Source organism: Pseudophaeobacter sp. TrK17 (genome assembly GCF_042192375.1).
Classification (GTDB): Bacteria; Pseudomonadota; Alphaproteobacteria; order Rhodobacterales; family Rhodobacteraceae; genus Pseudophaeobacter.
In genome coordinates this window covers 411,156-437,577 of sequence record NZ_CP071700.1, presented here as the reverse complement: position 1 = coordinate 437,577, position 26,422 = coordinate 411,156, and the positions used below count along the sequence as shown (strand labels likewise).

Below are 26,422 nucleotides of genomic sequence, written 5' to 3'. Positions count from 1 at the left end.
TATGGATCTGTTCGATATTTTGCTCTCTGCCAGTTTCTGGGCCGCTGCCATCCGAATTGCCTCGCCGCTGATCTTTGCCACCCTGGGTGAGCTGATCTGTGAGCGCGCCGGGGTGCTGAACCTTGGTATTGAGGGCATCATGGTGGCCGGCGCCTTTGCCGGCTGGATTGCTGTCTGGGCGGGGCTGCCGCTGTGGGGCGGCGTGGCAGTGGCGATGCTTACGGGCATGATGCTGGGCTTGGTGCATTCCATCCTCAGCGTGCCCTTTGGTCTCTCGCAACATGTGGTGGGCATTGGCCTCACACTGCTGGCCACCTCGCTCACCTTTTACACCTACCGCGTGGTGCTGCCCGAGGTATCCTCGCCGCCCAAGATCACCGCCTTTCAACCCTATGAAATCCCGCTGCTGTCAGACCTGCCGCTGGTGGGGCCTGCGCTGTTTTCGCAAACGCCGCTGACCTATGCCGGATTTATCCTTGCGACGCTGACGGCGCTGGTGCTGTACCGCACCCCCCTGGGACTGGCGGTGCGAGCCGCCGGAGAAAACCCCTCGGCGGTGGCTGCACAGGGCCTGTCCGTCACTGCAATCCGCATGGGAGCGGTGATTGTTGGCTCTGGCTTCATGGCTGTGGGGGGGGCATTTTTGACGCTCTCGGCCTTTGACAGCTTCTTTTTCGACATGGTGAATGGCCGCGGCTGGATCTGCATTGCGCTGGTGGTCTTTGGCGCCTGGAAACCGGGCAAAGCGGTAATGGGCGCCATTCTGTTTGCCGCCTTTGATGCGCTGCAAATCCGCCTGCAACAGACCGGCATTGGTGCCGTGGTGCCCTATCAGGTCTTTCTGATGTTGCCCTATTTCCTATCCATTCTGGCCCTGGTGGTGATGTCCCGCCGCGCCGAGATCCCAGCGGCGCTGATGGTGCCGTTCAACAAGGGAGAGAGATGATGTTTGACCTGCTGATCAAGGGTGGCACCCTGCCCGACGGCACCCAGCGCGATATTGCCATCACAGGCACCCGCATCGCCGCAATCGAGCCAAAGATCGAGGCGCAGGCGCATGAGGTGATCGACGCGACTGGCGATCTGGTGGCGCCGCCTTTTGTCGATCCACATTTCCATCTGGATGCCACACTGTCTTACGGACTGCCGCGGGTGAATGCCTCTGGAACCCTGCTGGAAGGTATCTCGCTGTGGGGAGAGCTGCGCGATCAGACATCGGTTGACGAGATGGTCGACCGCGCCCTGACCTATTGTGACTGGGCTGCCAGCCTCGGCCTGTTGAACATCCGCAGCCATGTGGACACCACACCGGATCACCTCAACACCGTCACCGCCATGTTGGAGGTGCGCGAAAAGGTCAAAGATTACATCGACCTGCAACTTGTCGCCTTCCCCCAGGATGGGCTGTATCGCAGCCCGACAGGTCGCGAGAACCTGTTGCGGGCGCTGGATATGGGGGTCGAGGTTGTTGGCGGCATTCCGCATTTTGAGCGCACCATGGCCGACGGTGCCGCTTCGGTGCGCGATCTCTGCGAGATCGCGGCTGACCGAGGCCTGATGGTGGATTTGCACTGCGACGAGAGCGACGATCCCCTGTCGCGCCATATCGAGACCCTCGCCTATGAGGCCCAGCGCCTGGGGCTGCAGGGACGGGTTGCCGGATCGCATCTGACCTCGATGCATTCGATGGACAATTACTATGTCTCCAAACTGCTGCCACTGATCGCCGAGGCCGGGATCTCTGCCATCCCCAACCCGCTGATCAACATCGTGTTGCAGGGCCGCCATGACAGCTACCCCAAACGGCGTGGATTGACACGAGTGAAGGAAATGCAGGCGCTTGGCATCCCGGTTGGCTGGGGGCAGGACTGCGTGCGCGATCCCTGGTACTCTCTGGGCACCGGCGACATGCTGGATGTTGCCTTTATGGGGCTGCATGTGGCGCAGATGACCCACCCGGATGAAATGGCACGCTGTTTCACCATGGTGACCGAAACCAACGCCCAGATCGTTGGCGCGCAGGACTACGGGCTCAAGCCTGGCGCGCAGGCCTCTTTGGTGGTGCTGGACGCCGCCAATCCCACCGAGGCCGTCCGTTTGCGCCCTGCCCGTCTGGCCGTGGTGGCAAAGGGCAAGGTAATCGCCCGCTCTCCCCGTGGCGATGCAGAGCTGTCTTTACCCGGCCGTCCCGACAAGATCAGACGGCGTCATGGCGTAGTCAGCCCAGCTTAAACCGCGCCCTTCGGTCTTGGCCTCTTCAAAGCTTTTTACTTTACAAGCCAATCGCGAAAATCAATCCTTGATTGTGTTAGGGAAAAAATTTCAAGCGAGCCATTGAATGAAAAAACTGTTTGTTTGCCTGTGCGCATATTTCTGTTTGGCTGCGCCCGCTTTTGCGGATCTCAAACAATGCCAAACCCTGTATTCTTCCGCCCCCCGGCATCTGGGCGGAATTCCCCTGACCGATAGTCATAATTATGAAAAGGACAGCCGCGGCGCAGGCTATGGGCTGCAATTTGGCTAAATCGGAAAGAGCTGGGCAACCCTGTTTTTCTATGACCAGCGGCGCAGGAAAATCCGCAATGTTCATTTGCTCAAAGAAGCCTCGCAAGCGGGAGCCGACGCTATGAAGCAGCGCCTTCTTTCCTATACTGAGATGGGAGGTGGAACACATATTGCACAAAAGCAGCCGGTCAACATAAAGGAGACAGGAGACTTTCCCTCAGTGATTCAAGTCGAATATGAGATATTCTTTGAACCCCAAGGGGCGCCGGTGACAAATGACTTTCTAACCATGGGCGTGGTCAACAATTGCTATGTAAAGATGCGGTTCTCAAGCTACGGGAATCGCAAATCGAGCATCCGCAAATTCGACGCGATCAAACGGCAGATACGGCAAGCCTTCGAGTAAGAGGTTTGGCCCCGTGCCTGCGCGCCTACGCCCTGCCCGGTTGGGGTGGAGACCAAAGGTCGGGTGGTAATCCCCCCTAAAAATAGTGGTGTTCCAAAGTAGAATTTTCTCGGCAAGATATCTGAGGAGATTTATGATGAAGAATGGACGATTTAGCGACGCGCAAATCATGGCAGTGTTGAAGCAGGCGGAGGGCGGTGTGCCGGTCTCTGAGCTTTGCCGCGAGCACGGAATGAGCAGCGCGAGTTTTTACAAATGGCGGGCCAAGTTTGGCGGCATGGACGCGTCCTTGATTTCCGAGATGAAGGATATGGCGGAAGAGAACCGTCGTCTGAAGCGCATGTATGCCGAGATGAGCATGCAAAACGACCTGCTGAAAGAAGCGCTTGGAAAAAAGCGTTAAGGCCGTCTCATCGGCGAGAGATGGCCATGAATGCAGTTGCGCAATATGGGGTCAGCATAGCTCTGGCCTGCCGTGCGTTCGAGATCAGCGAGACCTGCTATAGATACAGCCCTGTGCTGAGCGATGACAACGAAGAGATCGCAGATTGGCTTGAACGCTTGACGGCTAACAAGCGGACCTGGGGCTTCGGCCTGTGCTTTTTGTATCTGCGCAACGTGCAGGGCTATGGCTGGAACCATAAACGTGTCTACCGGGTCTACTGTGAGCTGGCGTTGAACCTGCGTATCAAGCCGAAGAAACGCTTGAAGCGGGACAAGCCGGAACCACTGGCTGTGCCTGAAAGACCAAATGAAACTTGGTCCATGGACTTCATGGCGGATCAGCTGGCGGATGGCCGGTCGATCAGGGCATTAAACGTCTTGGATGACTTCAATCGCGAAGGACTGGCTATTGAGGTCGACTTCTCGCTGCCTGCTGAACGTGTCGTGCGTGCGCTGAACCAGATCATTGAGTGGCGCGGAAAGCCCCAAGCTATTCGTGTGGACAACGGCCCAGAATACGTCAGCGGGAAGCTCATGGAATGGGCTGAGAAACGCAATGTGCGGCTCGAATATATCCAGCCCGGTAAGCCCCAACAGAATGCCTATATCGAGCGCTACAACCGCACCGTTCGTGGCGAATGGCTGGGGCAATACATCTTCGAAACCATCGAGGAGGCACAGGACCAGGCAACACAATGGCTCTGGACTTACAACAACGAGCGACCCAACATGGGCATCGGCGGCATGACACCCGCCATGAAACTGAAAACGGCTGCGTGAATTCTACGGCTGGACCCAATTAAAAATGGGGGGATTACCGGGTCATAGCCCGCATGGCCCCGTGGTGACGTCAAACTGTCACTATCTGATCTCCCCGGCTCTGTTCGGCGTCGCCATAGCCCTGGGGCTTGACGCCAAAACAAATGCAGCCTACCCAAAGGGCAGGCTGTAGACGCCTGCCTCCCGCTGACGCTTTGTCTTGGTAAAGTTCTGCGACGTCCAATGACGATCTCTTTCCGCCAATCGCGCGGATGGCAACGCGGGTCCCATCTTCATCTAAGCGATTGACTTGAGAGATATGGGATATGACTGACACCCCCACCAATACCTTCACCAATGGCCCATTGGGGGCCATCTATGTTAAAACTGCGCTGCCGATCATTCTGGTGATGGGCATGAACGGCCTGCTGTCGGTGAGTGACGCGCTGTTTCTGGGCATCTATGTCGGACCGGATGCGCTGGCCGCCGTCACTTTGATGTTTCCGATCTATATGCTGATTGTGGCGCTTTCGACGCTGGTTTCAAACGGCATGTCCAGCCTGCTGGCGCGGGCCTTTGGGGCGCAAGACCTAACCCGCGCGCAGGGTATATTTGCAGGCGCCCATGGGTTGGCCCTTGGCCTGGGGCTGGGGCTAATTGCTCTGTTCTTCTTTCTCGGCCAGCCCATGGCGCTGCTGATTGCCGGGGGCTCAGAACACCTGGCCCGGATGGGGGTGATCTATCTGCAAATCACCGTGCTTTTCTCGCCGCTTTTGTTTGTGCTCTCGGTCAATTCGGACGCCCTGCGCAACGAGGGGCGGGTTGGCTTTATGGCACTGATGAGCCTGCTGGTCTCAATCGCCAATATCGGCTTTAACTATGTGCTGATTGCCCTGCTGGATATGGGCGTGGCCGGGTCGGCCTATGGCACGGCAGCAGCGCAGGCGCTTGCCTTTGCCATTATCCTGTGTTTCCGCCTCATCGGCCCGACCGAGCTGCGCCCGGCGGTGCTGCTGCGCAGTTCCATGCTGCGCTATTGGTCCCGAATTCTGGCCCTGGGGGCGCCGCAAAGTCTCAACTTTCTGGGTCTCGCGCTGGGGTCTGCAGCGATCATCACCGCTCTGCAGTGGTTTGGCGGCGCCAACTATCCCGACACGGTATCGGCCTACGGCATCATCACCCGCGTCATCACCTTTGCGTTCCTGCCGCTGCTGGGCCTGTCCTTTGCGATGCAAACCATCACCGGCAACAACTACGGCGCAGAGCTGTGGCAGCGCTCCGATGCCAGCCTGCAGATCGCGCTGGTCGCCGCCTTTGTCTATTGCACCCTGGTCCAGGTGATGGTGATGGCCCTCCCTGCCGAGATCGCCAGCGCCTTCGTCGAAGACCAGGCCGTCATCGCAGAGGTGACCCGCATCCTGCCGGTGATGACCTGTGTTTTCTTCCTGATGGGGCCCCTGATGATGCTGGCCAGCTATTTTCAGGCTATCGGCTCCGCCACCAAGGCTGCCATTCTAGGGCTCAGCAAGCCCTACGCCTTTGCCATCCCACTGACGTTTCTGCTGCCGTTGCAGTTTGGAGAGATCGGCGTCTGGTATGCTGGTCCCATAGCCGAGGTGATGCTCGGCTGTCTCACCGCGCTGGTTCTGTGGAAACTGGCACAAGGTAGCCCGCTGCGATGGGGGCTGTTTCACCCCAAAAACAGCGCGCCTTAGGCCTGCACAAAAAAAACGGCCCTGAGCGCAGATGCACCCAGGGCCGTTGTGATCCGTCTGCGAAAGTTTCAGACGCCGAGAAAGCGATCCGTCAGCTCAGGCGTCAACTCGCCCATGCCACCGGACCAAGCTGTTTCGCCCTTGTTCAGGATCACCGCCTTATCCGCGACCTGAGCCAGCTCCTTCAGGGTCTTGTCCACCACCAGAATCGACATCCCGGTTTGCGACTTCAACTGTGCAATTGCTTCCCAGATCTCTTGCCGCACCACCGGGGCCAGGCCCTCGGTGGCCTCATCCAGGATCAACAGGCGCGGGTTGGTCATCAGGGCGCGTCCGATGGCCAGCATCTGTTGCTCTCCCCCTGACAACGAGGCGGCCTTTTGATCGCGCCGCTCTGCCAGACGGGGAAACAGCCCTGCCACCCGGTCAAAATCCCAGTCCCCCGGACGCGCCGCAGCACTCAGGTTTTCCTCTACCGTCAGGGGCGCAAAGCAGCGACGGCCCTCGGGCACCAGGCCAACCCCGAGCCGGGCAATGCGATGGGATTTCATCTGACGCAGATCGGTCCCAGCGAACCGCAGCTCCCCGGATGAGGCCGCCAGCATGCCACAAATCACCTTGATCGTGGTGCTCTTGCCCATGCCATTGCGCCCCATCAGCGCCAAAACCTCGCCCTCATCAATCGACAGATCAACGCCAAACAAGGCCTGCGACGGACCATAAGAGGCCGTCAGCCCCTGAACTTGCAACAGGCTCATGTCAGTTCCTCCTCCCCCAGATAGGCGCGGCGCACCTCTGGGTTATTGCGGATCTCATCGGCGGTCCCGGTGGCGATCACGCTGCCATAGACCAGAACCGAGATCCGGTCAGCCAGGGCAAAAACCGCATCCATGTCGTGCTCTACCAGCAGGATCGGAGCCTCCTGGCGCAGGCTGTCCAGAAAGGTGGTGAGATCTTTTGACCCGCTGGCGCCAAGTCCTGCCATCGGTTCATCCATCAGGAACAAACGTGGTTTTAGAGTCAGGGCCACTGCCACCTCCAACTGGCGACGCTGGCCATGGGACAGATCGGCGGTGCGCTGCTGCGCCGCCTGCTCCAACCCCACCCGCGACAGGGCCTCCTGCGCGGTGGCGAGCAAATCCGCGTCTTTCATCACATTGCGAAACAGGCCCAACCGACCACCGCGGGCGCGGCGCGCCCCAAGCGCGCCGAGAACCGCATTTTGCAGCACCGAGAATTCCATCGCCAAGGACGAAATCTGAAAGGTCCGCCCCAAGCCCATCCGCGCCCGTGCCACAGTATCCAGCGCGGTGACATCCTGCCCCAGCACCTCAATGCGGCCGGTATCCGGTTGCAATCCGCCCGAGATCTGTTTGATCAGGGTGGATTTCCCTGCGCCGTTGGGGCCGATCAGGGCGTGGATTTCTCCTGGGCGCAGATCCAGTGAGACATCATTGCTGGCTTTCAGCGCGCCAAAGCTTTTGCACAGGTTGTGGACCTGCAGAACCAGATCAGTCATGCGCCACCTCCCGGCCCAACAGGGCACCAATCAAACCGCCGCGCGCAAACAGCACCATGCCCAGCAGCAACAATCCGAGGAAAATCTGCCAGTATTCACTGATCCCCCCCAGAAGATGCTCCAACAGGATATAGACTGCCGCGCCCACAAGAGGTCCATAAAGCCGCCCCACCCCGCCAAGAATGACAAAGATCATGATTTCACCACTGGTGTGCCAGCTCAGCATCGTTGGGCTGACAAACCGATTGAGATCCGCAAACAGCGCCCCCGCAAGGCCGGTGATCGCGCCAGAGATCACAAAGGCCATGAGCCGCAGCTTGAAAGGCGCCAAACCAACGGTCTGCACCCGGTCCTCTGATTGACGGGCGGCAGAAAGCGCCAGGCCAAATGCGGATTGCGCCAGACGCGACGAGATCCAAAGCGTCAGACAAAGGAGCCCAAAGGCGACGGAAAAGAACTGGATCGGGACAAGTGTATTCAGCCCCGGCATCTCGTTGCGAACCCAGATAGACAGGCCATCCTCGCCGCCATACGCAGACCAGCTGATGGCAAAATAATACAGCATCTGACCAAAGGCCAAGGTAATCATGATGAAATAGACCCCCGAGGTGCGCAGGGACAGTGCGCCGATCACCAGCGCCGCGGTGGCGCTGGCCAGCACCGCCACCAGCCAGATCAGCGGCATCTGATTGCTGCCCTCAAACACAAAGGGCCAGTTGAACAGCGGCTCGTAATTCTGCGCATGTGAGGCCAGAATGCCCATGGCATAGCCGCCGATACCAAAAAACGCCGCATGGCCCAGGCTGACCAGGCCGCCCAGCCCCAGGGCGATGTTCAACCCGACGCCGGCCAGCGCCAGAATGGCGACTTTGGTTGCCAGGGTGATGACAAAGGGTTCATCCATTTGCCAGGCCATCAGCGGCACCGCCAGCAGGGCCAGCAAAATCACCGCATTAAATAGTCTCTCGCGCCCCATCTTATGCGCTCCCCCCAAATAGGCCGGACGGGCGCACCAAAAGCACAGCCGCCATCAGGATATAGATCAACATCGAAGCCAAGGAGGCCCCCAAGGATGCAGCGGCAGCTGGCTCCATCAACAGCGCAAACAGCCGTGGCAGGAACACGCCGCCCAGGGTATCCGTCAGCCCCACCAAAAGTGCACCAACCAGCGCCCCCTTGATCGAGCCAATGCCGCCGATGACAATGACCACAAAGGCCAGGATCAGCACCGGCTCTCCCATGCCGACCTGGACCGACTGGATTGCCCCAACCAGCGCGCCCGCCAGACCAGCCAGGGCGGCGCCGAGCGCAAAAACCAGCGTGTAGAGTTTGGAGATATCAACGCCCAGGGCTGCGATCATCTCGCGATCCGCCTCGCCAGCGCGGATCTGCACGCCGATGCGCGTCCGCGCAATCAGCCAGAACAAGCCTGCTCCGACCACCAGACCAATGACGATAATCGCCAGACGGTAAAGCGGATACTGAATGCCTCCCGGCAGCGTCACCGGGCCGGACAGATAGCTCGGCACATCCAGAAACAGCGGGAAGGATCCAAACAGCCAGCGGGTGCCCTCGGAAAAGATCAGGATCAGCGCAAAGGTTGCCAACACCTGATCCAGATGATCGCGATCATACAGGCGGCGAATGACAGTGACCTCCACCAGCGCACCAGCGGCGGCGGCGGCGGCAAGGCTGGCCATCAGCGCCAGCACAAAGGAGCCGGTCCAGCCCGCTACGGCAGCGGCAGCAAAGGCTCCCACCATATACAGCGCACCATGGGCGAGGTTGATCAACCCCATGACGCCAAAGACCAGGGTCAGACCAGCAGCCATCAGGAAGAGCATGACCCCGAACTGTAAACCGTTCAGGACCTGCTCAAGAATGAGAATAAGAGACATGAGGGGATTTCTTTCCTTGGGTTGGGGCCACGACAGCGCGCGGCCCCACCTTTCAAGGTCGTTTACATGTTGCACTCAGACGCATAGGCGTCCGCGTGATCAGACAGACCGGTGGCGATGATCTTGTTGGTGAAGACATCACCTTCCTGGATCACTTCACGCACGTAGATGTTTTGCACCGGGTGGTGGTTGTTGCCAAATTTGAAGTCACCACGCACCGAGTCAAACTCAGCCGCTTCCAGCGCCGCGCGGAAGGCGTCCTGGTCTTTGACATCGGCCTTGTCCAGTGCGCTGAGGATCAGGTTGGCTGTGTCAAACCCCTGGCTGGCATAGAGCGATGGCAGACGGCCATATTTCGCCTGGAAGTCAGCAACAAAGGCCGCATTGGCCGCATTGTCGATGTCTTTGTTCCACTGCGATGTGTTCTTGATGCCCAGCGCGGCGGCGCCCACGGCCTGCAGGATACCCTGATCAAAGCTGAAGGCCGGGCCCACAACCGGCAGATCCACACCGCTGTCGGCATATTGTTTGAGGAAGGAAATCCCCATACCACCGGGCAGGAAGAAATAGACCGAGTCCGCACCAGAGGCCCGGATCTGTGCAATCTCGGCTGCATAATCCGTCTGGCCCAGCTTGGTGTAGATTTCACCGGCCAGCTCCCCGCCATACATGCGTTTGTAACCGGTCAGTGCATCCTTGCCCGCCGGATAGTTCGGCGCCAGAACAAAGCTGTTTGTCAGGCCCGCATCATTGGCATAGGCACCCGCCGCTTCGTGCAGGTTGTCGTTCTGCCAGGCGACGTTGAAATAGTTCTTGTGGCAGCGTTTCCCCGCCAGCGCCGAAGGGCCGGCATTGGGAGAAAGGTAAAACACGTCCTGCGCGGTTGCCGCAGGCACCACCGCCATGGCCAGGTTCGACCAGATGATACCGGTCATGATATCAACCTTTTCGGACTGGATCATGCGGTCGGCAATCTGCACGGCGCTTTCGGGTTTGCGCTGATCGTCCTCGATCACCACCTCAACATCGTCGCGCCCTGCGGCCTCGATGGCCAGCATAAAGCCATCGCGCACGTCAACGCCCAGCCCAGCGCCGCCGCCGGACAGGGTTGTGATCATGCCAATTTTGGTATCGGCCTGCGCCGAGAGCGCAAGGGTCGACACAGCCGTTGCCATCGCCAGTGATTTCAGAATTTTCATTAGTCACATTCTCCCATAGTACTTCAGTGTGCTTGCCCCGCGTTGGTCGCAGGTGCCATGACGTTACTATCCCCACATCAGGTGAGGGGCGCCAGTTATTCTTGCCCATCCCGGTGACCCCAGCGCTGAAGACTGACGAAAACCGGGCAGCCCTATGACGATGTTGGGCAGGACCTGTCTAAAACTGTAAGCGGCAAGTGCTGATTGTTTCAAGGTTAAAATATTGAACCCTAAAGCACCGCCCGCAAAAGCGCCCCCTTTTGGAACGCCCGGTGCCCTTGCGACTACACCTTTACCGGGTCTGACCTAGGCAGTTTGGAACACGCCCATTTAGTCACACAGCCAGCAAAACCTGTCGCCGTGATAATGTCAGGCCGCACAGAGCACCATGACTGCCAGGAGAGGCGCTCTCCGCCGCAGTCCTGTGCTATTATTGTGTTCTGTTAAGGGATTGCAGCTGTTTGCATCGTTGTGTCTGGCCAGCGCTGCGCCTGGATCTTGTGCCGTAGCCAAGACAAATCCACCGTGACACCGGGGCACGTGAGCCTCCCCCAAAAGGGTCAGGGCCGCCAGGCTTCGCATACCCGCCCAGCGATAGGATGTCGCCCGCGATGCGCGCTACAGTCGCCAGTCCCAAGCGCACAAATTCTAAGCTCTCCCCCGCCCGGCGATCTGCGCAGGGGCCACCGGGCCCAAGGGGGCAGCTCTCATCACAGCGCAAACCCTGGCACCAATCGCACCGATTCCCAGCAGGTGAAGGGGCAGAGCAGCCGTAGAATCAGCCGAAATGATTCACCGAATTAGGCGTTTTGGTGCCTGGGCGGGTGTTTTCTAGATCCAAGCTATGATCTATCACCATCTAGCGGCACAGAATGCTGCCCCCGCACCTACAGGGAGTTTGACTAAAATGGCCGACTGGCTGAACTTTGCGCTTTCCCTCACTGCCTTTCTGAGCAGCCACATCATCCCGCGCATTGGTGGCCTGCGCGACCGGTTGATCACCAAGCTGGGGCGATCGATCTATTTCTCGCTCTATGGCGCTGTGTCGCTGCTTTTGTTTGCCTGGGTGATCGTCGCCGTTGGAGAGGCTCCGCGGGTGGCGATTTGGCCACATTACCCCTGGATGCGTTGGATCCCCAATCTGGCAATGCCGCTGGCCTTTGTGCTGATTTTTTGCGGCTTGGGACTGCGCAGCCCCAATACATTAGGCTCTAGAAAGGGGGCGGAATTTGACGCCACAAATCCCGGAATTGCCGCTGTGAGCCGCCATCCGCTATTGCTGGCCCTGCTGATCTGGGCCGGCGCGCATCTGGTGGTCAATGGCGAACTGGCCCATGTCATTCTGTTTGGCACCTTTGCCAGCTTCCCGCTGGTGGCCATGTGGGGGTTTGACAGAAAATCGGCGCGCCAGATGGGGGCACAGGCAGAGGTATTTTTTTCCCAGACCTCTTGGCTGTCACTCAGGCCATTGGTGCGCCGCCACTGGTTGCGCCAAAACGCCAGTGCTTTGGCACCACGTTGCCTGCTGGGGCTGTTGTGCTGGGCCGCGCTGTTGCCGCTGCACGAAGCGGTGATTGGCGCCTGGCCGTTTCCCTAGCAGAGACGCGGCTGGCGGGACTGATCTTGCAAGGATACCTTAGCGGCTCTTGAGCTGAAGCCGTTTCAGGCTCATCGAGATGTGTGCGCGCTGGATATGCGCCACGGCTTCAACATCTCCGGCACGCAGGGCCAGCTGAATGGCCTCCAATTCGTGCTGAAAGATGCGGAACTCTTCTTCCAGATCCAAATGGGCCTCGCTGGCCGCCCGCAGCCATAGCCGCTTTGTCTGAAAATAGTACCGTTCAAGGGTCTGGCGCAGGGGTTGGTTGGCGGTCAGCTGCAGCAACACCTGAAACACATCTATGTCAAACTGGGTAAAGGCCCGGGCGGTTCCATTGGCGACGATATCCGCGCCGCGCTGCACCAGCTGATCAAACGCAGCGATAAAACCCGCATCCGGCAGAACCGGATCCAGCCGCGCGGTCAAGGCAATCAGCTCGACCCGCAGGCGATAGGCCTGTTCAAGCTCGGTCAGGTCCGCATCGGTAACAACGGTGCCAACACCATGAACGGACTGTACCAGCCCCTCGTCCTCAAGCCGGGCCAGCACCCGACGGATCGGCGTGCGGCTGGTGCCAAATTCCTCTGCCAGGGACACCTCAGAGAGGCGCGTTCCCGGCAGGTAATCCAGCAGGCAAATCCGCTGACGGATCTCGTGATGCATCAAGGCATGACGGTCCCGCACCGAAAGCCCCGCATCCTCCAAAGCCTCTTGGGGTGACAAAGCCCCTTGTGGTGACGGGTTATCGCTCACCTACAGATGCTCCTTCAGTCGCTGCAACACCGTCAGGCATTGGTCCAATTGATCCAGGGCCAGATACTCATCCGCCTTATGCGCCTGATTGATCGAGCCCGGACCACAGACCACCACATCCATGCCGAGGGCCTGGAAAATACCCGCTTCGGTGCCAAAGGCAACCAGGTCAGCCCCATTGGCGCCTGTCAGCTCTGCCATAATGCGGCGGGCCTCGTTCTGCTCCATAGGGAGCAGCCCGGCGACCTCACCGATGGTTTCCAGGGTGATATCCGCTTCAGGATAGGTCCGGCGCATTTCCGGCAACAGTTCATTTTCGCACAGCTGGCGCAGGGCGGTTTTTACAAAATCCGCATCGCTGGCCGTCACCGGGCGCATTTCCCAATCCACCTGCGCCTTTGAGGCGATGACATTATGGGCGACGCCACCCTGCAGCGCCCCCAAATTTACCGTGGTCCAGGGCGGATCAAACCGGCTCCCCGCCGGGGCCATGCCGCGCAGGCGCTGTTTCAGCTGCAACAGCTCCGCCACATAGCGCACCGCATATTCCACCGCATTGACGCCCAGATCGGGGGCCGAGCCATGGCCTTCGAGTCCATGAAAATGAGTGCTGTATTCATAGCAGCCCTTGTGACCCTCGATCACCCGCATTTCTGTAGGCTCACCGATGATGGCCACACCCGGCGTCAGCCCGCGCGTTTGCAGATCTGCCGCCAGGTGCTGGGCGCCAAAGCAGCCGACCTCTTCGTCATAGGTAAAGGCAAAATGCAGCGGTCGCGCGCCAACCTCCGCTGCATAGGTCGGCGCCATGGCCAGTGTCGCCGCGATAAAGCCCTTCATATCGCAGGCGCCGCGCCCATAAAGCCGCCCATCCCGCTCCGCCATCACAAAGGGGTCCGAGCTCCAGTCCTGATCCGTCACCGGCACCACATCACTATGCCCCGACAGCAGAATGCCACCGTCCACCTCTGGCCCCAAAGTGGCAAAGAGATTGGCCTTGGTCCCACAGGGGGAAGAGGTGAGGTCAACCTTGGCGCCGCAGTCCTCCAGCAGCCCCGCCGCATAGGCAATCAGCGCCTGGTTGCTGTCGCTGGACAGGGTGGGAAAGGCGATCAGATCCCCCAGGATCTCGCAGGTGCGATCCCGCAACTCCACCGGCCTCACCCCTTGACGAAGAGCTTGCGCTCAACATCACACAGCGTCTCTGCCGCACCATCTTCGGTGATCAAAATGGTCTCTGTGGTCTCCAGCCCCCAGGTATCCATCCACAGGGCGGGCATAAAGTGAAAGACCATGCCCGGTTCCAGTACAGTCGTGTCCTCGCTGCGGATCGAGGCACTGCGTTCGCCCCAATCTGGTGGGTAGCTGAGCCCGATGGGGTAGCCGCAGCGGCCATTGCGGTCGATGCCATGGCTTTTGAGGACATCAATAAAGGCATTGGCGATGTCACAGGTGCGATTGCCCGCCCGCGCCGCCTGCAACCCGGCCTCGATGCCCTCCAGCTGCGCCGCCTCGGCCCGCAGCACTTCTTCCGGTGGCGTGCCCAGATAGACAGTCCGGCACAGCGGCGCATGATAGCGGCGGTAGCACCCGGAAAGCTCAAAGAAGGTGGCCTCGCCCTCGCGCATCGGCACCCCATTCCAGGTGAGATGCGCCGCTGTTGCGTCCAGACCCGAAGGGGTCAGCGGTACAATGGCCGGGTAGTCGCCCCAAAGGTCATCCACCCCGGTGATCCCGGCATGATAGATATCCGCCACCAGATCGTTTTTGCGCAGGCCCGGTTCAGCCCGCTCAATCGCGACCTGCATGACCTTTTCGGTGATCCGGGCGGCATTGCGCACAAAGGCAATCTCATCCTCCGATTTCACCAGCCGCTGCCAATTGACCAGGGCAGTGGCATCCAACATCTGCGCTTGCGGCAGCTCGGCCACCAGCACAGCATGGGCCTTGGCGGAGTAGTAATAATTCTCCATCTCGACACCAATGCGCGCCCCCTCAAAACCAAGAGCGCGAATACGGTCAGCCAAATCCTGCATCGGATGGCGCTCGGTCGATTGCACATAGTGGTCGGCGTAGCCGTGGATATGCTCGGCGGACATCCAGCAGGTGCGCCCTGCCCCGATGCTGTCCATATGCCGCCCCCACCAGACCGGCTCCCCTTCCAGCCCCAAGAGCACCCCCTGATGCACATAAAATGACCAACCATCGTAGCCGGTCAGCCAGGCCTGATTTGACGGATCAGTCACAAACAGCAGCTCGATCCCTGCCTGGTGCATGGCCGCACGGGTCTTGGCGATACGGCGGTCGTATTCAGCGCGGCTGAACGGGGCATTTCCTGGAGCCAATACGGTATCCTTTCTGAGGTATAAGAAGTTGTGATGTGTACAACAGTAAAAACATCATGGAGTTTCTCCCGGATTACTGCCAAGTTTCACCGTAAAGGCAAGTGATTCATTTGCCGTTGTACACAAATGCGTAAATTCTACGCGACAGCTACGGGAAAAAATAATGCTGAAGAACGATCAACTAGACAGCTGGGACCGCGATAATTTCTTTCACCCCTCCACCCATCTGGCTCAGCATGCCCGTGGTGAAAGCCCCTCGCGCGTGATCAAAACCGCCAGCGGTGTCCACATCGAAGACCGCGACGGCAACCAGCTGCTGGATGCCTTTGCCGGGCTTTACTGTGTCAATGTCGGCTATGGCCGCCCGGAAATTGCCGAAGCCATTGCCGCCCAGGCCAAGGAGCTGGCCTATTACCACTCCTATGTGGGCCACGGCACCGAGGCCTCCATCACCCTGTCCAAGATGATCCTGGACCGGGCACCGGCCAATATGTCCAAGGTCTATTTCGGCCTCGGCGGCTCGGACGCCAATGAAACCAATGTCAAACTGATCTGGTACTACAACAACATTCTGGGCCGCCCCGAAAAGAAAAAGATCATCTCGCGCTGGCGCGGCTATCACGGCTCCGGGCTGGTTACCGGCTCGCTCACCGGGCTTGAGTTGTTTCACAAGAAGTTCGACCTGCCGCTGGCCCAGGTGCTGCACACCGAAGCGCCCTATTACTTCCGCCGCGAAGATCAGAACCAAAGCGAAGAACAATTTGTGGCCCATTGCGTCGCTGAACTGGAAGCCATGATCGAGCGCGAGGGCGCCGACACCATCGCCGCCTTTATTGGTGAGCCGGTGCTGGGCACCGGTGGCATTGTTCCGCCCCCTGCAGGCTATTGGTCCGCAATTCAGGCAGTTCTGAAAAAGCACGACATCCTGCTGGTTGCCGATGAGGTTGTGACAGGATTTGGCCGTCTGGGCACCATGTTTGGCTCTGATCACTATGGGCTGGAGGCCGACATCATCACCATCGCCAAGGGCCTGACCTCTGCCTATGCGCCTCTGTCCGGCTCCATCGTCTCTGACAAGGTCTGGAAAGTGCTGGAGCAAGGCACCGATGAAAACGGCCCCATCGGCCATGGCTGGACCTATTCCGCCCACCCCATCGGCGCGGCGGCCGGGGTTGCCAACCTCAAGCTGATTGATGAGCTGAACCTGATCGAAAATGCCGGCTCAACCGGTGCCTATCTGCAGCAAAGCATGCGCGACGCCCTGGGCGATCACCCCCATGTTGGCGATATCCGTGGCGAAGGCATGCTCTGCGCGGTGGAATTTGTACAGGATCGCGACAGCCGCACCTTCTTTGATGCCGCTGACAAGATCGGCCCGCAGATCTCTGCCACTTTGCTGGCGCAGGACAGCGTCATCGCCCGTGCCATGCCACAGGGCGACATCCTGGGCTTCGCCCCTCCTTTCTGCCTCAGCCGCAGCGAGGCCGATACCGTGGTCGCCGCAACCAAACGCGCCGTAGAGGCGGTCTTGCCCAGCTGAGACCAACAGGCCCAAGCCAAAGCTCGATCCTGAAAACCGCTGCAGCCTAACGAAAAACACGCCGGCCCGCATCGCTGCGGGCCGTCACCACAACACCGCCATCAGCTCCACAGCCGGCGCCGCATTACCCAACCAAAGATCTGACAAAAAAATTCTTCAGCCCTCCTTTTTGGGCCTTGTCACCCCCGAGCCCCAGACATATACGGGTCAGCGGAGACGTGGCCGAGTGGTCGAAGGCGCTCCCCTGCTAAGGGAGTAGGCCCGGAAGGGTCTCGAGGGTTCGAATCCCTTCGTCTCCGCCACCACACCTAAATGTAGTCATATCAATGACTTAGGTGATGGCACTGACCAACATTGACCACCGTTATTGACCAAGTTTTTTTTACCGAAAGCTTCGCAAGAAGCGAGTTGAAATGTACTGGACGATGCGACCGAAGCACTGATCTAACCTCACCACTTAAAGATGCATGCACCTGTACAATGAAAGACCGTCAATTTACGGTCGACCTCGATAGAAAACAGATCAATTTCGGGTAGCAAGCGTGTCTCAATCAACAAATAATCTGGCGTCATACATCTGGTCGCTTGCCGACCTTTTGCGCGGTGACTTCAAACAAAGCCAGTACGGACGTATAATCCTACCGTTCACACTCCTTCGCCGTCTCGAATGCGTGTTCAGTGAACGGAAAGCAGACGTCTTGGCCGAGCTTGAGCGGGTTGAGCCAATGGCGCTGCCAGAAGAAGCAAAGGAAATGCTACTTCTAAGGGCGTCCGGTCTATCATTTTACAACACCTCAAAAATGGACCTGTCCTCTTTGGGAGCCAGTGGCATCAAGGACAATCTAGAGAGCTACATTCAGTGCTTTTCGACAGACGCCCGTGAGATTTTCGAACATTTCAAGTTCGGCGAATTTATTGCGCAGCTCGCTGATGCCAATCTCCTCTACAAGGCCGTGCAACAGGTGAAAGGCGCAGACCTTCGTCCCGAGGTAGTCTCGAACCATGATATGGGGCTGGTCTTTGAGGAACTCATTCGCCGCTTTGCGGAAGGGTCCAACGAGACCGCCGGTGAACACTTCACGCCGCGCGACATTGTCGACCTCACCACCTCTCTGGTGTTCATGGAAGATGACGCTGCGCTGACCCAAGAGGGTGTCATCCGCACCATTTACGACCCGACCGCAGGAACGGGCGGCTTTCTCTCAGCGGGTATGGAATACGTCCTGCAATTGAACCCCGGCGCGGTGATGCGGGCCTTTGGGCAGGAGTTGAACCCCGAAAGTTATGCCATCTGCAAGGCGGATATGCTGATCAAGGGCCAGGACGTCACCAACATCAAGCTTGGCAACACCCTGTCACAAGACCAGCTGGTCACGGACAAGTTCGACTACATGCTGTCAAACCCGCCCTTTGGCGTGGATTGGAAGAAAATCGAAAAAGACATCAAAGATGAGAACGCGATCAAGGGCTTTGACGGGCGCTTTGGCCCGGGCCTGCCGCGTGTCTCTGATGGTTCGCTTCTGTTCCTGATGCACCTGATCTCGAAACTGCGTGACACCGACACTGGCGGCGGGCGCATTGGCATTATCCTCAACGGCTCGCCTTTGTTCACCGGGGGTGCTGGCTCGGGCGAGAGTGAAATTCGCCGCCACATTCTGGAGAGCGATCTGCTAGAGGCCATCGTCGCTCTGCCCACCGATATGTTCTACAACACCGGCATCGCCACCTATGTTTGGGTGCTGAGCAACAAGAAAGACCCAGCCCGCAAGGGAAAGGTGCAGCTGATCAATGGCACTGATCTCTATAGCAAGATGCGTAAATCGCTGGGGTCCAAACGCAAATGGATGGATGCGGGCGACATTGCCACCATCACCCGTTGCTTTGGGGCGTTTGAACCGGTGCAAGCGGAAACGCTGGACAAACCTGCGGATGCCAAAAGCAATCGCGGCAGACAAGCAGGCACGCCCAAGGCTGAGACGCCCAAAACCTTTGCCGCGAAGATCTTTGACAGCCATGAATTCGGCTACCGCCGCCTGACGATTGAACGGCCCTTGCGCGAAAGCTATCAGTTCAGCGACGACCGTATTGCTGGCCTGCGCTTTGCGCCCAAGCCCCTGACCGCGCTCACCCAGTGGATTTACCAGACCTACGGCACCGGCTGGGACGAAGACGGGGCTAACTACGGCGTTTTGACGGCGCATGAGGTCGAAATCCGCACCCATATCAAGGCCGAGTTCCCCGAGCTGAAAGAAAAACAGATCAAGGATGCGCTGGATGTAGCGATCTGGCGCAATCAGCTGGCCGTCCTGCAAAAGGCCCGCGCGTTGCAGGCCAAAATCGGCCTCAACCAGCATGACGATATGAACAGTTTTGACAAGGTGCTGAAATCCACCGGCGTTGCCTTGGATACGGCTGCGAAAAAACAGATCACCGCCGCCGTGAGCTGGAAAAACCCCAAGGCCGCAAAGGTCATCAAGAAGGTCCACAAAAACGCCACCGCCAATCCAATCTACGGGTTGTTCGCGGTGGAGGGTCAGGTGGTGGAATACAAACCCGACGGCGATCTGCGCGACAATGAAAACGTCGCCCTGGACCCGTCGCGCCCGGTGAATACGGTGAACGAGGGCTATTTCGCCGCCGAGGTCGAGCCGCATGTGCCGGACGCTTGGATTGATGCAGGCAAGGTGGATGCGATTGACGGCGGCATTGGCATTGTCGGCTATGAAATCCCGTTCAACCGGCATTTCTATACCTACACCCCGCCGCGCGATCTGGCAGAGATCGACGCAGAGCTGGACGCGGTCAGCGCCGAGATCATGGCCCTGCTGCAAGAGGTGCATGTGTGATGGCGGGGGGCGCGAAATATCAGCCTTATCCATCCTATAAGTCCTCTGGCGTGGAGTGGCTGGGGGATATTCCTGAGGGATGGGAGACCTATTCCGCTAAGCGCCTCTTTGACAATCGCCGCGAGCCATCCTCTGCGAGTGATGAGCAATTGGCGGCGAGCCAAGCCTATGGTGTTGTCCCCCAGTCCAAAATGATGGAGCGCAATAATGCGAAGGTCATGCTGGCGCTTAAAGGCACCGAGTCTTTTAGACATGTCGAAGTTGGGGACTTTGTTATTAGCTTAAGAAGCTTCGAAGGCGGAATCGAATATAGCGCGTTCTCCGGCTGCGTTTCGCCCGCGTATACTGTCCTCAATCCCCATGGCCCAGTTAGCGGGCAATTCTTCAGGCATTACCTGAAAAGCAAACCGTTTGTTGCAGCCCTACAAGCCAGCACAGATAGCCTTCGAGATGGAAAGTCGATTAGCTATCAACAGTTTGGCGCATTGATTGTTGGGTTACCTCCCCTCACCGAACAAACCAAAATCGCAGCCTTTCTGGATCATGAGACGGCCAAGATTGATGCCTTGATTGCCAAGCAGCAGCGCTTGATCGCGCTGTTGGAGGAAAAGCGCCAAGCGGTGATCAGCCATGCGGTGACCAAGGGCCTCAACCCCTCCGCCCCCCTCCGCCCCTCTGGCATCGACTGGCTCGGCGATGTGCCGGAGCATTGGGAGGTGAAGTCGCTCAAGCATTTAGGAGAAGTCACCGACTGCAAGCACATCACAGCGGAATTCACGGATGATGGATTTCCGCTGGCGAGCATTGCCGAAGTAAAGGGCTGGAGCGTAAATTTAGACACGGCCAAATTCACTACAAAAAAGTACTATGAAAGCCTTATCGAAGGCGGACGACGACCAGAGATCAACGATATTATCTATAGCAGAAATGCGACAGTTGGTGCAGCGGCTATAGTAACCGAGGGAATGCCTGAATTTGCCATGGGACAAGACGTTTGCCTCATTCGCTTGTCTACTAATGTGCTTCCCGCGCTCGTTCTTCATATTTTGAAGTCAAAAGTTGTTGAGCAACAACTGGCATTAGCAATGATCGGGTCAACCTTCAAACGGATCAACGTTGAAGACATTCGAAACTTTCGGATGGCCGTGCCACCAAAGGCAGAACAGAAATCTATTCTGCTTACACTTGAAAAAATCTCTTCGAAATATGCTGATCTCATAGAAAAGGCGAGTTTGGCTGCCTCTCTCCTCAAAGAACGCCGCACAGCCCTCATTTCAGCGGCTGTCACGGGCAAGATTGATCTGCGCGACTGGCAGCCTCCGGCCTCTGCCATAGCCCGCACCGCCTATATTTCAAAGGACGAATTTGCATGAGCATTTCCCATGGCGTCACCCGCGAAGCTATTTTTCAAAACGAAATGATTGCACAAATGCGGGCCAGCGGGTGGCAGCTCGGCTCCCCTGCCGGGTACAACCGCGAACTGGCGATCTATACAGAAGACCTGATCGGCTTTGTCAAAGATACCCAGGACGCAGAGTGGCAGAAGCACTGCAAAAACTACCCCAGCGACCCAGAGGGAAAACTGCTGGCGCGGGTGGCAGCGCAGCTGGATAAGGCCGACCCAAACGCCACCGGCGCGCAGCTTCGCACCTTTGGCACGCTGGGTGTGCTGCGCCACGGAGTCAAGGACCGCAATGCCAAATTCAAGCTGTGTCAGTTCAAACCCGAACATGGGCTGAACCCCGACACGCTGACCCGCTATGAACAGAACCGCCTGCGCATTGTGCCCGAACTGGTCTACAGCCCCTATGCCACTGACGCGCATTTGGCTGAGGCAGGAACGCAGGCCAAGAAATGGCGCATTGACCTGGTGTTGTTTGTGAATGGCCTGCCGGTGGTCACCCTGGAGTTGAAGTCGGAATTCAAACAATCCGTTCAAAACGCCATCAGCCAGTACAAGAAAACCCGCCCACCGATTGATCCAGCAACCAAGAAGCCGGAACCGCTGCTGACCTTCAAACGCGGTGCCTTGGTGCATTTCGCGGTGAGCCAATACGAGGTCTATATGACCACCCGACTGGCGGGCGCTGAGACCTATTTCCTGCCCTTCAACAAAGGTACCCGCGATGGTGGCGCGGGCAATGATGTGCCCGAGGATGTGAACAGCTACGCCACCGCCTATCTGTGGCAAGAGGTGCTGCAGCCGGATGCGCTGCTGAACATCCTGGCGCGGTTCATGCATCTGCAGATCGAGGAAAAGGAAGACTGGGAGGGGCGCAGATTCAAGAAAGAGACAATGATCTTTCCGCGCTATCATCAGTGGGATGTGGTCGGCAAACTGGTCGAGGCTGCGCAGGTTGAGGGGCCGGGCAACAAGTATTTGATTCAGCACAGCGCCGGGTCTGGCAAGTCGAACTCCATCGCCTGGACCGCGCATCAGCTGTCATCGCTGTATGACGGTGGCAGCAAGGTGTTTGAATCGGTGATCATCGTGACCGACCGCACGGTTCTGGATGATCAGCTGCAAGAGACGATCTATCAGTTTGAGCACGTTGACGGAGTGGTCGGGCGCATCAACCGTGAAGAGGGCGATGGCTCCAAATCGGAAAAGCTGGCCCATGCGCTGGAGGCGGCGCAGCCGATCATCATTGTCACCATCCAAACCTTTCCGCATGTGCTGAAAGCGATTGAAAACAGCACCAGCCTGAAAGAGCGCAGTTATGCCATCATTGCCGATGAGGCGCATTCCTCGCAGACCGGCTCCACCGCGCGGAAGCTGAAAGAGGTGCTGATGATTGAGGCGCGTGGCGATGACGAGCCGCTGAGTTCCGAAGACATTCTGGATGCAGCCGTGGCCGCCAAGCGCGCCTCAACCAACCTCAGTTATTTTGCCTTTACTGCGACGCCAAAGACTAAAACGCTGGAACTGTTCGGGCGGGTGCCAAACCCCGATGAACAGCCATCTCCGAGTAACAAGCCGGAGGCCTATCATGTCTATTCAATGCGGCAGGCCATCGAGGAAGGCTTTATCCTGGACGTGCTGCGCAACTACACCAGTTACAAGGTCGCCTATAACTTGGCCCTCACGGCGCAGGAAGCTGATTCAGAGGTCGATAGCAAAAAGGCCAAGGTCAAACTGAACCAGTGGGTGCGCCTCCACGATTACAATATTTCGCAAAAGGTACGGGTGATCGTAGAGCACTTTAAGGACAACATAAGCGGCCTGTTAGGCGGGCAAGCCAAGGCCATGGTTGTCACCAGTTCTCGAAAAGAAGCCGTTCGCTACAAGCTGGGGTTTGACAAATACATTTCCGAAATGGGCTATGATAAAGTTCATGCGATGGTGGCCTTTTCGGGGGAAGTCGAGTTCACCCAAAGTGACCCGAATATTGAAGGTTTGCTCGACGAAAAATTCACAGAAACCACTATGAACCCGAACCTCAAAGGGCGCGACATGCGCAAGGCGTTCGACAGCGATGACTATCAGGTCATGATCGTCGCCAACAAATTCCAAACGGGTTTTGACCAGCCCAAGCTTTGCGCAATGTACGTCGATAAGAAACTGGCCGGGGTGGAATGCGTGCAAACCTTGTCTCGCTTGAACCGGACTTACCCCGGCAAAGATGTGACCGGAACCTATGTCCTCGACTTTTTCAATGAACCTGATGACGTCTTGGCAGCCTTTCAAGAATACTACCAGACAGCTGAATTGGTTGATGTATCAAACCCCAACCTCGTATTTGACCTTTCGGAAAAGCTTCGGGCATTTGGCGTCTTTACGTGGGCGGAAGTGGAACGGTTTTGCGATGCTTTCCTGACCCAAGCCCTGAGCAGTGCTGCGGTTGCCAACATCTGCAAGCCTGCGGTTGATCGCTGGGCATCCCGCTACAAATCCGCAAGCGCAGCCTTTTCAACAGCTTTGGAAATGTTCGAACGTGCTAAGAAAAGTGGTGATGCGGTTTTGATCGCAAATACGGAAAGAACCCTGAAAGACTGCAAAACAGAAAAGGACGCACTGGAGCTTTTCAAGAAAGATCTGGGTACATTTGTTCGTTTCTATGAGTTCATCTCCCAAATCGTAGATTATGATGACAAGGAACTTGAAAAACTCAGCCTATACGCCCGGCAACTTGGGCCACTCCTGCGCGAAGCAAACATCGATCAGGACGAATTGGACCTTGGGGATGTGGCATTGAGCCACTACCGCCTATCAAAGATAAAACAACAAAACCTGAAACTTGCAGTTGACGCAGCCGAGGGACTTGAACCGGGCAGCGGCTTGGGGAGCGGCAAGGCAAAAGACAAACAGGAAGAGTTTCTCTCACAAATCATCCAGAGGCTGAACGAGGTGTTTGCGGGGGAAGGTTTAACCGAAGATGATATGGTCAGCTATATGCGCACCATCACCTCCAAGGTGCACGCGAACGCGGCAGTGATGAAGCAAATCTCAAGAAACACCCCAGAGCAGGCTATGCTGGGCGGCTATCCGGTTGCCGTGGATGATGCCCTGTTTGAAAGCAGCGAGGCGCACCAAAAGCAGTTTTTGAAACTAATGAAAGACCCGGAGCAGTTGGACAAATTCAAGCGCTTGGTGTTGGACATGGTCCTGAATGATCTACATAGGTGAATTTATCGCGTAACAGTTACCCTAACTGTCTCGCAAAAAACTGATACACTCCACCGACCTCGACCGCATGATTTATAGCTGAAAGTTAATCATGCAGCCTCTTCCTTGAGGATGCGGTAAACACTGGCCCGGCCAATGCCCAGCCGCTTGGCAATCTCGGTGCCCCCCACGCCCTCCGCATGAAGCTCTAGCACTTCTTTCGCTTTGGCCTTCGCGGTGGGCTTGCGGCCCTTGTACTTGCCTGCTGCCTTAGCTTTAGCAATGCCCTCGCGCTGCCGTTCCAGCATGATCTCCCGTTCAAACTGCGCAATACTGCCAAGAACGTTCAGCATCAGGCGGCCATTTGTGGTGCTGGTGTCGATGCCCATATCGAGGATGCGGAGGCTTGCGCCTTTCTTCTCCACCTCTGCCAGCAACTCCACCAGATGAGCCACAGAGCGGGCCAGACGGTCCAGCTTGGTTACCACTAGGGCGTCACCCTCGCGGATGTAATCAAGGGCCTGAGCGAGCTGCTCACGGGCCACTACGTCCACCGAGGAAACCTGTTCCACAAACACCTTCTCACACCCTGCGGCGGCAAGGTCACGCTGCTGAGCTTCAAGCCCTGCGGTCTGGTCAAGTGTGGAGGTACGCGCATAGCCAACGATCATCCGTCTAGCCCTTCTGTCTCAATGAAGTCTTAGATGATGTAAGGCGAGTGTCTCAAAATGTCAAAGGTATATTTTGCGAGACAGTAATTCGGCTAAAGCTGAGACGCCTCAATAGACCTTGCCCCAGTGAGACAAAAGGGGGAGCCGTTGCACCAACCCAAAGGGCAGAACAACGGGCCTGCCAGCGGGCATGTGAAGGTGCCTGTGCGCGCGTGTGAAAAGACCCCCTCCCCACCGGGGGAATTCGCATGGCCTCTATAATGATCTCTGCTGCACGAATTTTTGCACCAAAATATTTGGGGGTGCCCGGTCTCCCGGATACCCCCTGCTTGCTGGGGCGACAGGCGGCGCTCTACTTCCGTCCGGTCAACCACTCCTTGATTTCATTGCTTGATGTCGTGCCAGAACAGGCTGGCTTGTGTCGCTTCCCGCGATCGGGCCGCTTTCGCCTCACCCTCGCGGGCACGTTCGGCCACAGCCTTAGCGGTCGCCTCTTCCAGCTTCTTTTGCTGTGCTCGGTATGCGGCATGTTTCGCCTGCATCTGGGCCGCTACTTCAGCCGCTGAGGGCCAGCCAAAGGTGGTGACTTGGCCCTGCTGGTTGCACTTGGGGTCAGCCATGACGGCTCACCTTCACCAGCCCGCGCTGGACCGCTTCGGCCCACGGCACAACACCCATGCCGGGAATGTTGATCGAGACGACGCCGCCATCAAACACCGGCTCAAGGCCCGCGTCGATCAATGCTTGCGGGAAGTCCGGGGATTTCCATGCTTCGGTGGCTGCCTCGCTGTCCATAGCGGTCCATGCTGCGGCGTCTGCCTGTGCTGCGAGGTCTTGGAAAGCGGCGGTGCTGCCGGTCTTCAGCATCTCGCTCACCGCAGCATTGAACGCGGGGCGGTTGCTGTTCCAGAGGTCTTGGAGTTCTGCCTCATCCATGCCGGTGGCGGCAGTGACTTTGGTGGCGTAAGCATCACGTACTGCGCCCAGCGCCTGTGTATTCTGCCCGCCTTCAAGCGAGAGGTAATCCATCGTCTTCTCCGCGAACTGACCTTCATTCAGATCAGCTTCGAGAGAGGCGATTGTGGCGGGAGATACGCGGGGTAAAACGTCAGAGGTGAAGCTATCTGCCACGCTCTCAGGGGCCTCTACAGCGCCTTCATCGGCAGCGTGAGGGTTGCCTTGCAGCGCAGTGTTATGGCGGCTCTCAGGGGCATTGAGCGCCCCCCGCGAAGGGTCCATGATTAGCCCGTCGCGCACAGCTTGCGCCACCTTCACGCGCATCCCGCCGATCTCGACCAGATCATTCGGGCGGGGATTACCGCCGGGGACTGGTAGGCCCGCTTCGGTGCTGAAGGTCAGACCAGAAGTGGGGTCTGCGGTTGGGCGCACGGTGTGCTCTATGCCGCCGCTGCGGGTCATGCCTTGACCGGATGTGACCTCAAGTGAGCCACCGCCTACCGTTGCGGTGAAGCCCATAGGCCGGGATGCGAGGTTGCTGCCAGAGGGGTTGGATGCGTCTGTGACGCCGTGTCGATATTCCATGATGATTGTCCATTTTGAATTTGAGGTGGTCGAGCTTGCAGCTCGCGTGAGCACTCCCCAGAAGCACCGGCCCG

22 protein-coding genes and 1 tRNA gene are annotated in these 26,422 nt (G+C 57.9%); 11 read left to right on the top strand and 12 right to left on the bottom strand.

Going from position 1 to position 26,422, the window contains the following annotated elements; translation table 11 throughout:
* Position 1 precedes the first annotated feature (1 nt).
* Both JZI28_RS02125 and JZI28_RS02120 read left to right on the top strand, forming a co-directional pair.
* Positions 2–946, top strand: a complete 945-nt coding sequence (locus JZI28_RS02125) for an ABC transporter permease (protein WP_375699082.1) — start codon at positions 2–4, stop codon at positions 944–946.
* Positions 946–2,232, top strand: a complete 1,287-nt coding sequence (locus tag JZI28_RS02120) for an amidohydrolase family protein (protein ID WP_375699081.1) — start codon at positions 946–948, stop codon at positions 2,230–2,232. Before JZI28_RS02125 ends, JZI28_RS02120 begins: the two co-directional genes overlap by 1 nt.
* Positions 2,233–2,308: 76 nt before the next feature.
* Here JZI28_RS02120 and JZI28_RS02115 read toward each other — a convergent pair whose 3' ends face one another.
* Positions 2,309–2,590: a hypothetical protein gene (locus JZI28_RS02115; RefSeq protein WP_375699080.1), complete on the bottom strand. Its 282-nt coding sequence runs from the start codon at positions 2,588–2,590 to the stop codon at positions 2,309–2,311.
* A 36-nt stretch (positions 2,591–2,626) separates the two neighbouring features.
* On the opposite strand from JZI28_RS02115, the gene JZI28_RS02110 reads away from it, so the two are divergent.
* The 3 genes from JZI28_RS02110 (at position 2,627) to JZI28_RS02100 (ending at position 5,829) form a co-directional block, all read left to right on the top strand.
* Complete coding sequence (locus JZI28_RS02110; RefSeq protein ID WP_375699079.1) at positions 2,627–2,911, top strand: hypothetical protein; 285 nt, start codon at positions 2,627–2,629, stop codon at positions 2,909–2,911.
* 136 nt (positions 2,912–3,047) lie between these two features.
* A protein-coding gene (locus JZI28_RS02105) for an IS3 family transposase (RefSeq protein ID WP_375697739.1) occupies positions 3,048–4,135 on the top strand; the annotation gives its coding sequence in 2 pieces (ribosomal slippage) (positions 3,048–3,309 and positions 3,309–4,135; 1,089 coding nt in all).
* 305 nt (positions 4,136–4,440) lie between these two features.
* Positions 4,441–5,829 carry an MATE family efflux transporter gene (locus tag JZI28_RS02100; RefSeq protein WP_375699078.1) on the top strand — a complete coding sequence of 463 codons (1,389 nt, stop codon included), beginning with the start codon at positions 4,441–4,443 and terminating at the stop codon, positions 5,827–5,829.
* Between the two features lie 68 nt (positions 5,830–5,897).
* Here JZI28_RS02100 and JZI28_RS02095 read toward each other — a convergent pair whose 3' ends face one another.
* The 5 genes from JZI28_RS02095 to JZI28_RS02075 all read right to left on the bottom strand — a co-directional run bounded on the left by JZI28_RS02095 (position 5,898) and on the right by JZI28_RS02075 (position 10,445).
* Positions 5,898–6,587, bottom strand: coding sequence for an ABC transporter ATP-binding protein (locus tag JZI28_RS02095; RefSeq protein WP_375699077.1), 690 nt, complete (start codon positions 6,585–6,587; stop codon positions 5,898–5,900).
* Entirely contained in the window at positions 6,584–7,348 is a 765-nt protein-coding gene (locus tag JZI28_RS02090) for an ABC transporter ATP-binding protein (RefSeq protein WP_375699076.1), read from the bottom strand. The genes JZI28_RS02095 and JZI28_RS02090 overlap by 4 nt, the downstream gene beginning before the upstream one ends.
* A complete protein-coding gene (locus JZI28_RS02085; protein ID WP_297338689.1) occupies positions 7,341–8,324 on the bottom strand; it encodes a branched-chain amino acid ABC transporter permease in 984 nt (327 codons plus the stop codon). Before JZI28_RS02085 ends, JZI28_RS02090 begins: the two co-directional genes overlap by 8 nt.
* A gap of 1 nt (position 8,325) precedes the next feature.
* Positions 8,326–9,246 (bottom strand): branched-chain amino acid ABC transporter permease, encoded by a 921-nt coding sequence (locus JZI28_RS02080; RefSeq protein ID WP_295453097.1) that lies wholly within the window; start codon positions 9,244–9,246, stop codon positions 8,326–8,328.
* A 62-nt stretch (positions 9,247–9,308) separates the two neighbouring features.
* Positions 9,309–10,445: an ABC transporter substrate-binding protein gene (locus JZI28_RS02075; protein WP_295453093.1), complete on the bottom strand. Its 1,137-nt coding sequence runs from the start codon at positions 10,443–10,445 to the stop codon at positions 9,309–9,311.
* A 907-nt stretch (positions 10,446–11,352) separates the two neighbouring features.
* On the opposite strand from JZI28_RS02075, the gene JZI28_RS02070 reads away from it, so the two are divergent.
* A complete protein-coding gene (locus JZI28_RS02070) occupies positions 11,353–12,042 on the top strand; it encodes an NnrU family protein (protein WP_375699075.1) in 690 nt (229 codons plus the stop codon).
* Between the two features lie 39 nt (positions 12,043–12,081).
* Here the strand turns inward: JZI28_RS02070 and JZI28_RS02065 are convergent, their stop codons facing one another.
* The 3 genes from JZI28_RS02065 to JZI28_RS02055 are packed head-to-tail and all read right to left on the bottom strand — an operon-like array spanning position 12,082 to position 15,143.
* The gene (locus JZI28_RS02065; protein ID WP_375699074.1) at positions 12,082–12,798 is read right to left on the bottom strand and encodes a GntR family transcriptional regulator; all 717 of its coding nucleotides are present in this window, start codon (positions 12,796–12,798) and stop codon (positions 12,082–12,084) included.
* Positions 12,799–13,953, bottom strand: coding sequence for an acetylornithine deacetylase (gene argE, locus JZI28_RS02060; protein ID WP_375699073.1), 1,155 nt, complete (start codon positions 13,951–13,953; stop codon positions 12,799–12,801).
* Between the two features lie 5 nt (positions 13,954–13,958).
* A complete protein-coding gene (locus JZI28_RS02055; RefSeq protein ID WP_353400736.1) occupies positions 13,959–15,143 on the bottom strand; it encodes a M24 family metallopeptidase in 1,185 nt (394 codons plus the stop codon).
* Positions 15,144–15,306: 163 nt separating this feature from the next.
* Here JZI28_RS02055 and JZI28_RS02050 point away from each other — a divergent pair, with 163 nt between their 5' ends.
* The 5 genes from JZI28_RS02050 to JZI28_RS02030 all read left to right on the top strand — a co-directional run bounded on the left by JZI28_RS02050 (position 15,307) and on the right by JZI28_RS02030 (position 24,156).
* Positions 15,307–16,683: an aspartate aminotransferase family protein gene (locus tag JZI28_RS02050; RefSeq protein WP_375699072.1), complete on the top strand. Its 1,377-nt coding sequence runs from the start codon at positions 15,307–15,309 to the stop codon at positions 16,681–16,683.
* 212 nt (positions 16,684–16,895) lie between these two features.
* Positions 16,896–16,985: transfer RNA gene (locus tag JZI28_RS02045), tRNA-Ser, on the top strand.
* A gap of 240 nt (positions 16,986–17,225) precedes the next feature.
* The gene (locus tag JZI28_RS02040) at positions 17,226–19,529 is read left to right on the top strand and encodes an N-6 DNA methylase (protein WP_375699071.1); all 2,304 of its coding nucleotides are present in this window, start codon (positions 17,226–17,228) and stop codon (positions 19,527–19,529) included.
* A complete protein-coding gene (locus JZI28_RS02035; protein ID WP_375699070.1) occupies positions 19,529–20,902 on the top strand; it encodes a restriction endonuclease subunit S in 1,374 nt (457 codons plus the stop codon). The genes JZI28_RS02040 and JZI28_RS02035 overlap by 1 nt, the downstream gene beginning before the upstream one ends.
* Entirely contained in the window at positions 20,899–24,156 is a 3,258-nt protein-coding gene (locus JZI28_RS02030) for a type I restriction endonuclease subunit R (RefSeq protein ID WP_375699069.1), read from the top strand. The genes JZI28_RS02035 and JZI28_RS02030 overlap by 4 nt, the downstream gene beginning before the upstream one ends.
* A gap of 89 nt (positions 24,157–24,245) precedes the next feature.
* On the opposite strand, the gene JZI28_RS02025 is transcribed toward JZI28_RS02030, so the two are convergent.
* From JZI28_RS02025 to JZI28_RS02015, 3 genes are all read right to left on the bottom strand, one after another.
* Positions 24,246–24,806 (bottom strand): recombinase family protein, encoded by a 561-nt coding sequence (locus tag JZI28_RS02025; protein WP_375699068.1) that lies wholly within the window; start codon positions 24,804–24,806, stop codon positions 24,246–24,248.
* A gap of 383 nt (positions 24,807–25,189) precedes the next feature.
* On the bottom strand, positions 25,190–25,426 hold the full coding sequence (locus JZI28_RS02020) for a hypothetical protein (RefSeq protein WP_375699067.1): 237 nt from the start codon (positions 25,424–25,426) through the stop codon (positions 25,190–25,192).
* On the bottom strand, positions 25,419–26,348 hold the full coding sequence (locus tag JZI28_RS02015; protein WP_375699066.1) for a hypothetical protein: 930 nt from the start codon (positions 26,346–26,348) through the stop codon (positions 25,419–25,421). The genes JZI28_RS02020 and JZI28_RS02015 overlap by 8 nt, the downstream gene beginning before the upstream one ends.
* Positions 26,349–26,422 lie beyond the last annotated feature (74 nt).

What these genes read in the sequence shown, in the direction of transcription:
- JZI28_RS02125 (WP_375699082.1), top strand. Translation starts at nt 2, where the DNA reads ATGGATCTGTTCGATATTTTGCTCTCTGCCAGTTTCTGGGCCGCTGCC.
- JZI28_RS02120 (WP_375699081.1), top strand. Translation starts at nt 946, where the DNA reads ATGTTTGACCTGCTGATCAAGGGTGGCACCCTGCCCGACGGCACCCAG.
- JZI28_RS02115 (WP_375699080.1), bottom strand. Translation starts at nt 2,590, where the DNA reads ATGAACATTGCGGATTTTCCTGCGCCGCTGGTCATAGAAAAACAGGGT.
- JZI28_RS02110 (WP_375699079.1), top strand. Translation starts at nt 2,627, where the DNA reads ATGAAGCAGCGCCTTCTTTCCTATACTGAGATGGGAGGTGGAACACAT.
- JZI28_RS02100 (WP_375699078.1), top strand. Translation starts at nt 4,441, where the DNA reads ATGACTGACACCCCCACCAATACCTTCACCAATGGCCCATTGGGGGCC.
- JZI28_RS02095 (WP_375699077.1), bottom strand. Translation starts at nt 6,587, where the DNA reads ATGAGCCTGTTGCAAGTTCAGGGGCTGACGGCCTCTTATGGTCCGTCG.
- JZI28_RS02090 (WP_375699076.1), bottom strand. Translation starts at nt 7,348, where the DNA reads ATGACTGATCTGGTTCTGCAGGTCCACAACCTGTGCAAAAGCTTTGGC.
- JZI28_RS02085 (WP_297338689.1), bottom strand. Translation starts at nt 8,324, where the DNA reads ATGGGGCGCGAGAGACTATTTAATGCGGTGATTTTGCTGGCCCTGCTG.
- JZI28_RS02080 (WP_295453097.1), bottom strand. Translation starts at nt 9,246, where the DNA reads ATGTCTCTTATTCTCATTCTTGAGCAGGTCCTGAACGGTTTACAGTTC.
- JZI28_RS02075 (WP_295453093.1), bottom strand. Translation starts at nt 10,445, where the DNA reads ATGAAAATTCTGAAATCACTGGCGATGGCAACGGCTGTGTCGACCCTT.
- JZI28_RS02070 (WP_375699075.1), top strand. Translation starts at nt 11,353, where the DNA reads ATGGCCGACTGGCTGAACTTTGCGCTTTCCCTCACTGCCTTTCTGAGC.
- JZI28_RS02050 (WP_375699072.1), top strand. Translation starts at nt 15,307, where the DNA reads ATGCTGAAGAACGATCAACTAGACAGCTGGGACCGCGATAATTTCTTT.
- JZI28_RS02035 (WP_375699070.1), top strand. Translation starts at nt 19,529, where the DNA reads ATGGCGGGGGGCGCGAAATATCAGCCTTATCCATCCTATAAGTCCTCT.
- JZI28_RS02030 (WP_375699069.1), top strand. Translation starts at nt 20,899, where the DNA reads ATGAGCATTTCCCATGGCGTCACCCGCGAAGCTATTTTTCAAAACGAA.
- JZI28_RS02025 (WP_375699068.1), bottom strand. Translation starts at nt 24,806, where the DNA reads ATGATCGTTGGCTATGCGCGTACCTCCACACTTGACCAGACCGCAGGG.
- JZI28_RS02020 (WP_375699067.1), bottom strand. Translation starts at nt 25,426, where the DNA reads ATGGCTGACCCCAAGTGCAACCAGCAGGGCCAAGTCACCACCTTTGGC.
- JZI28_RS02015 (WP_375699066.1), bottom strand. Translation starts at nt 26,348, where the DNA reads ATGGAATATCGACACGGCGTCACAGACGCATCCAACCCCTCTGGCAGC.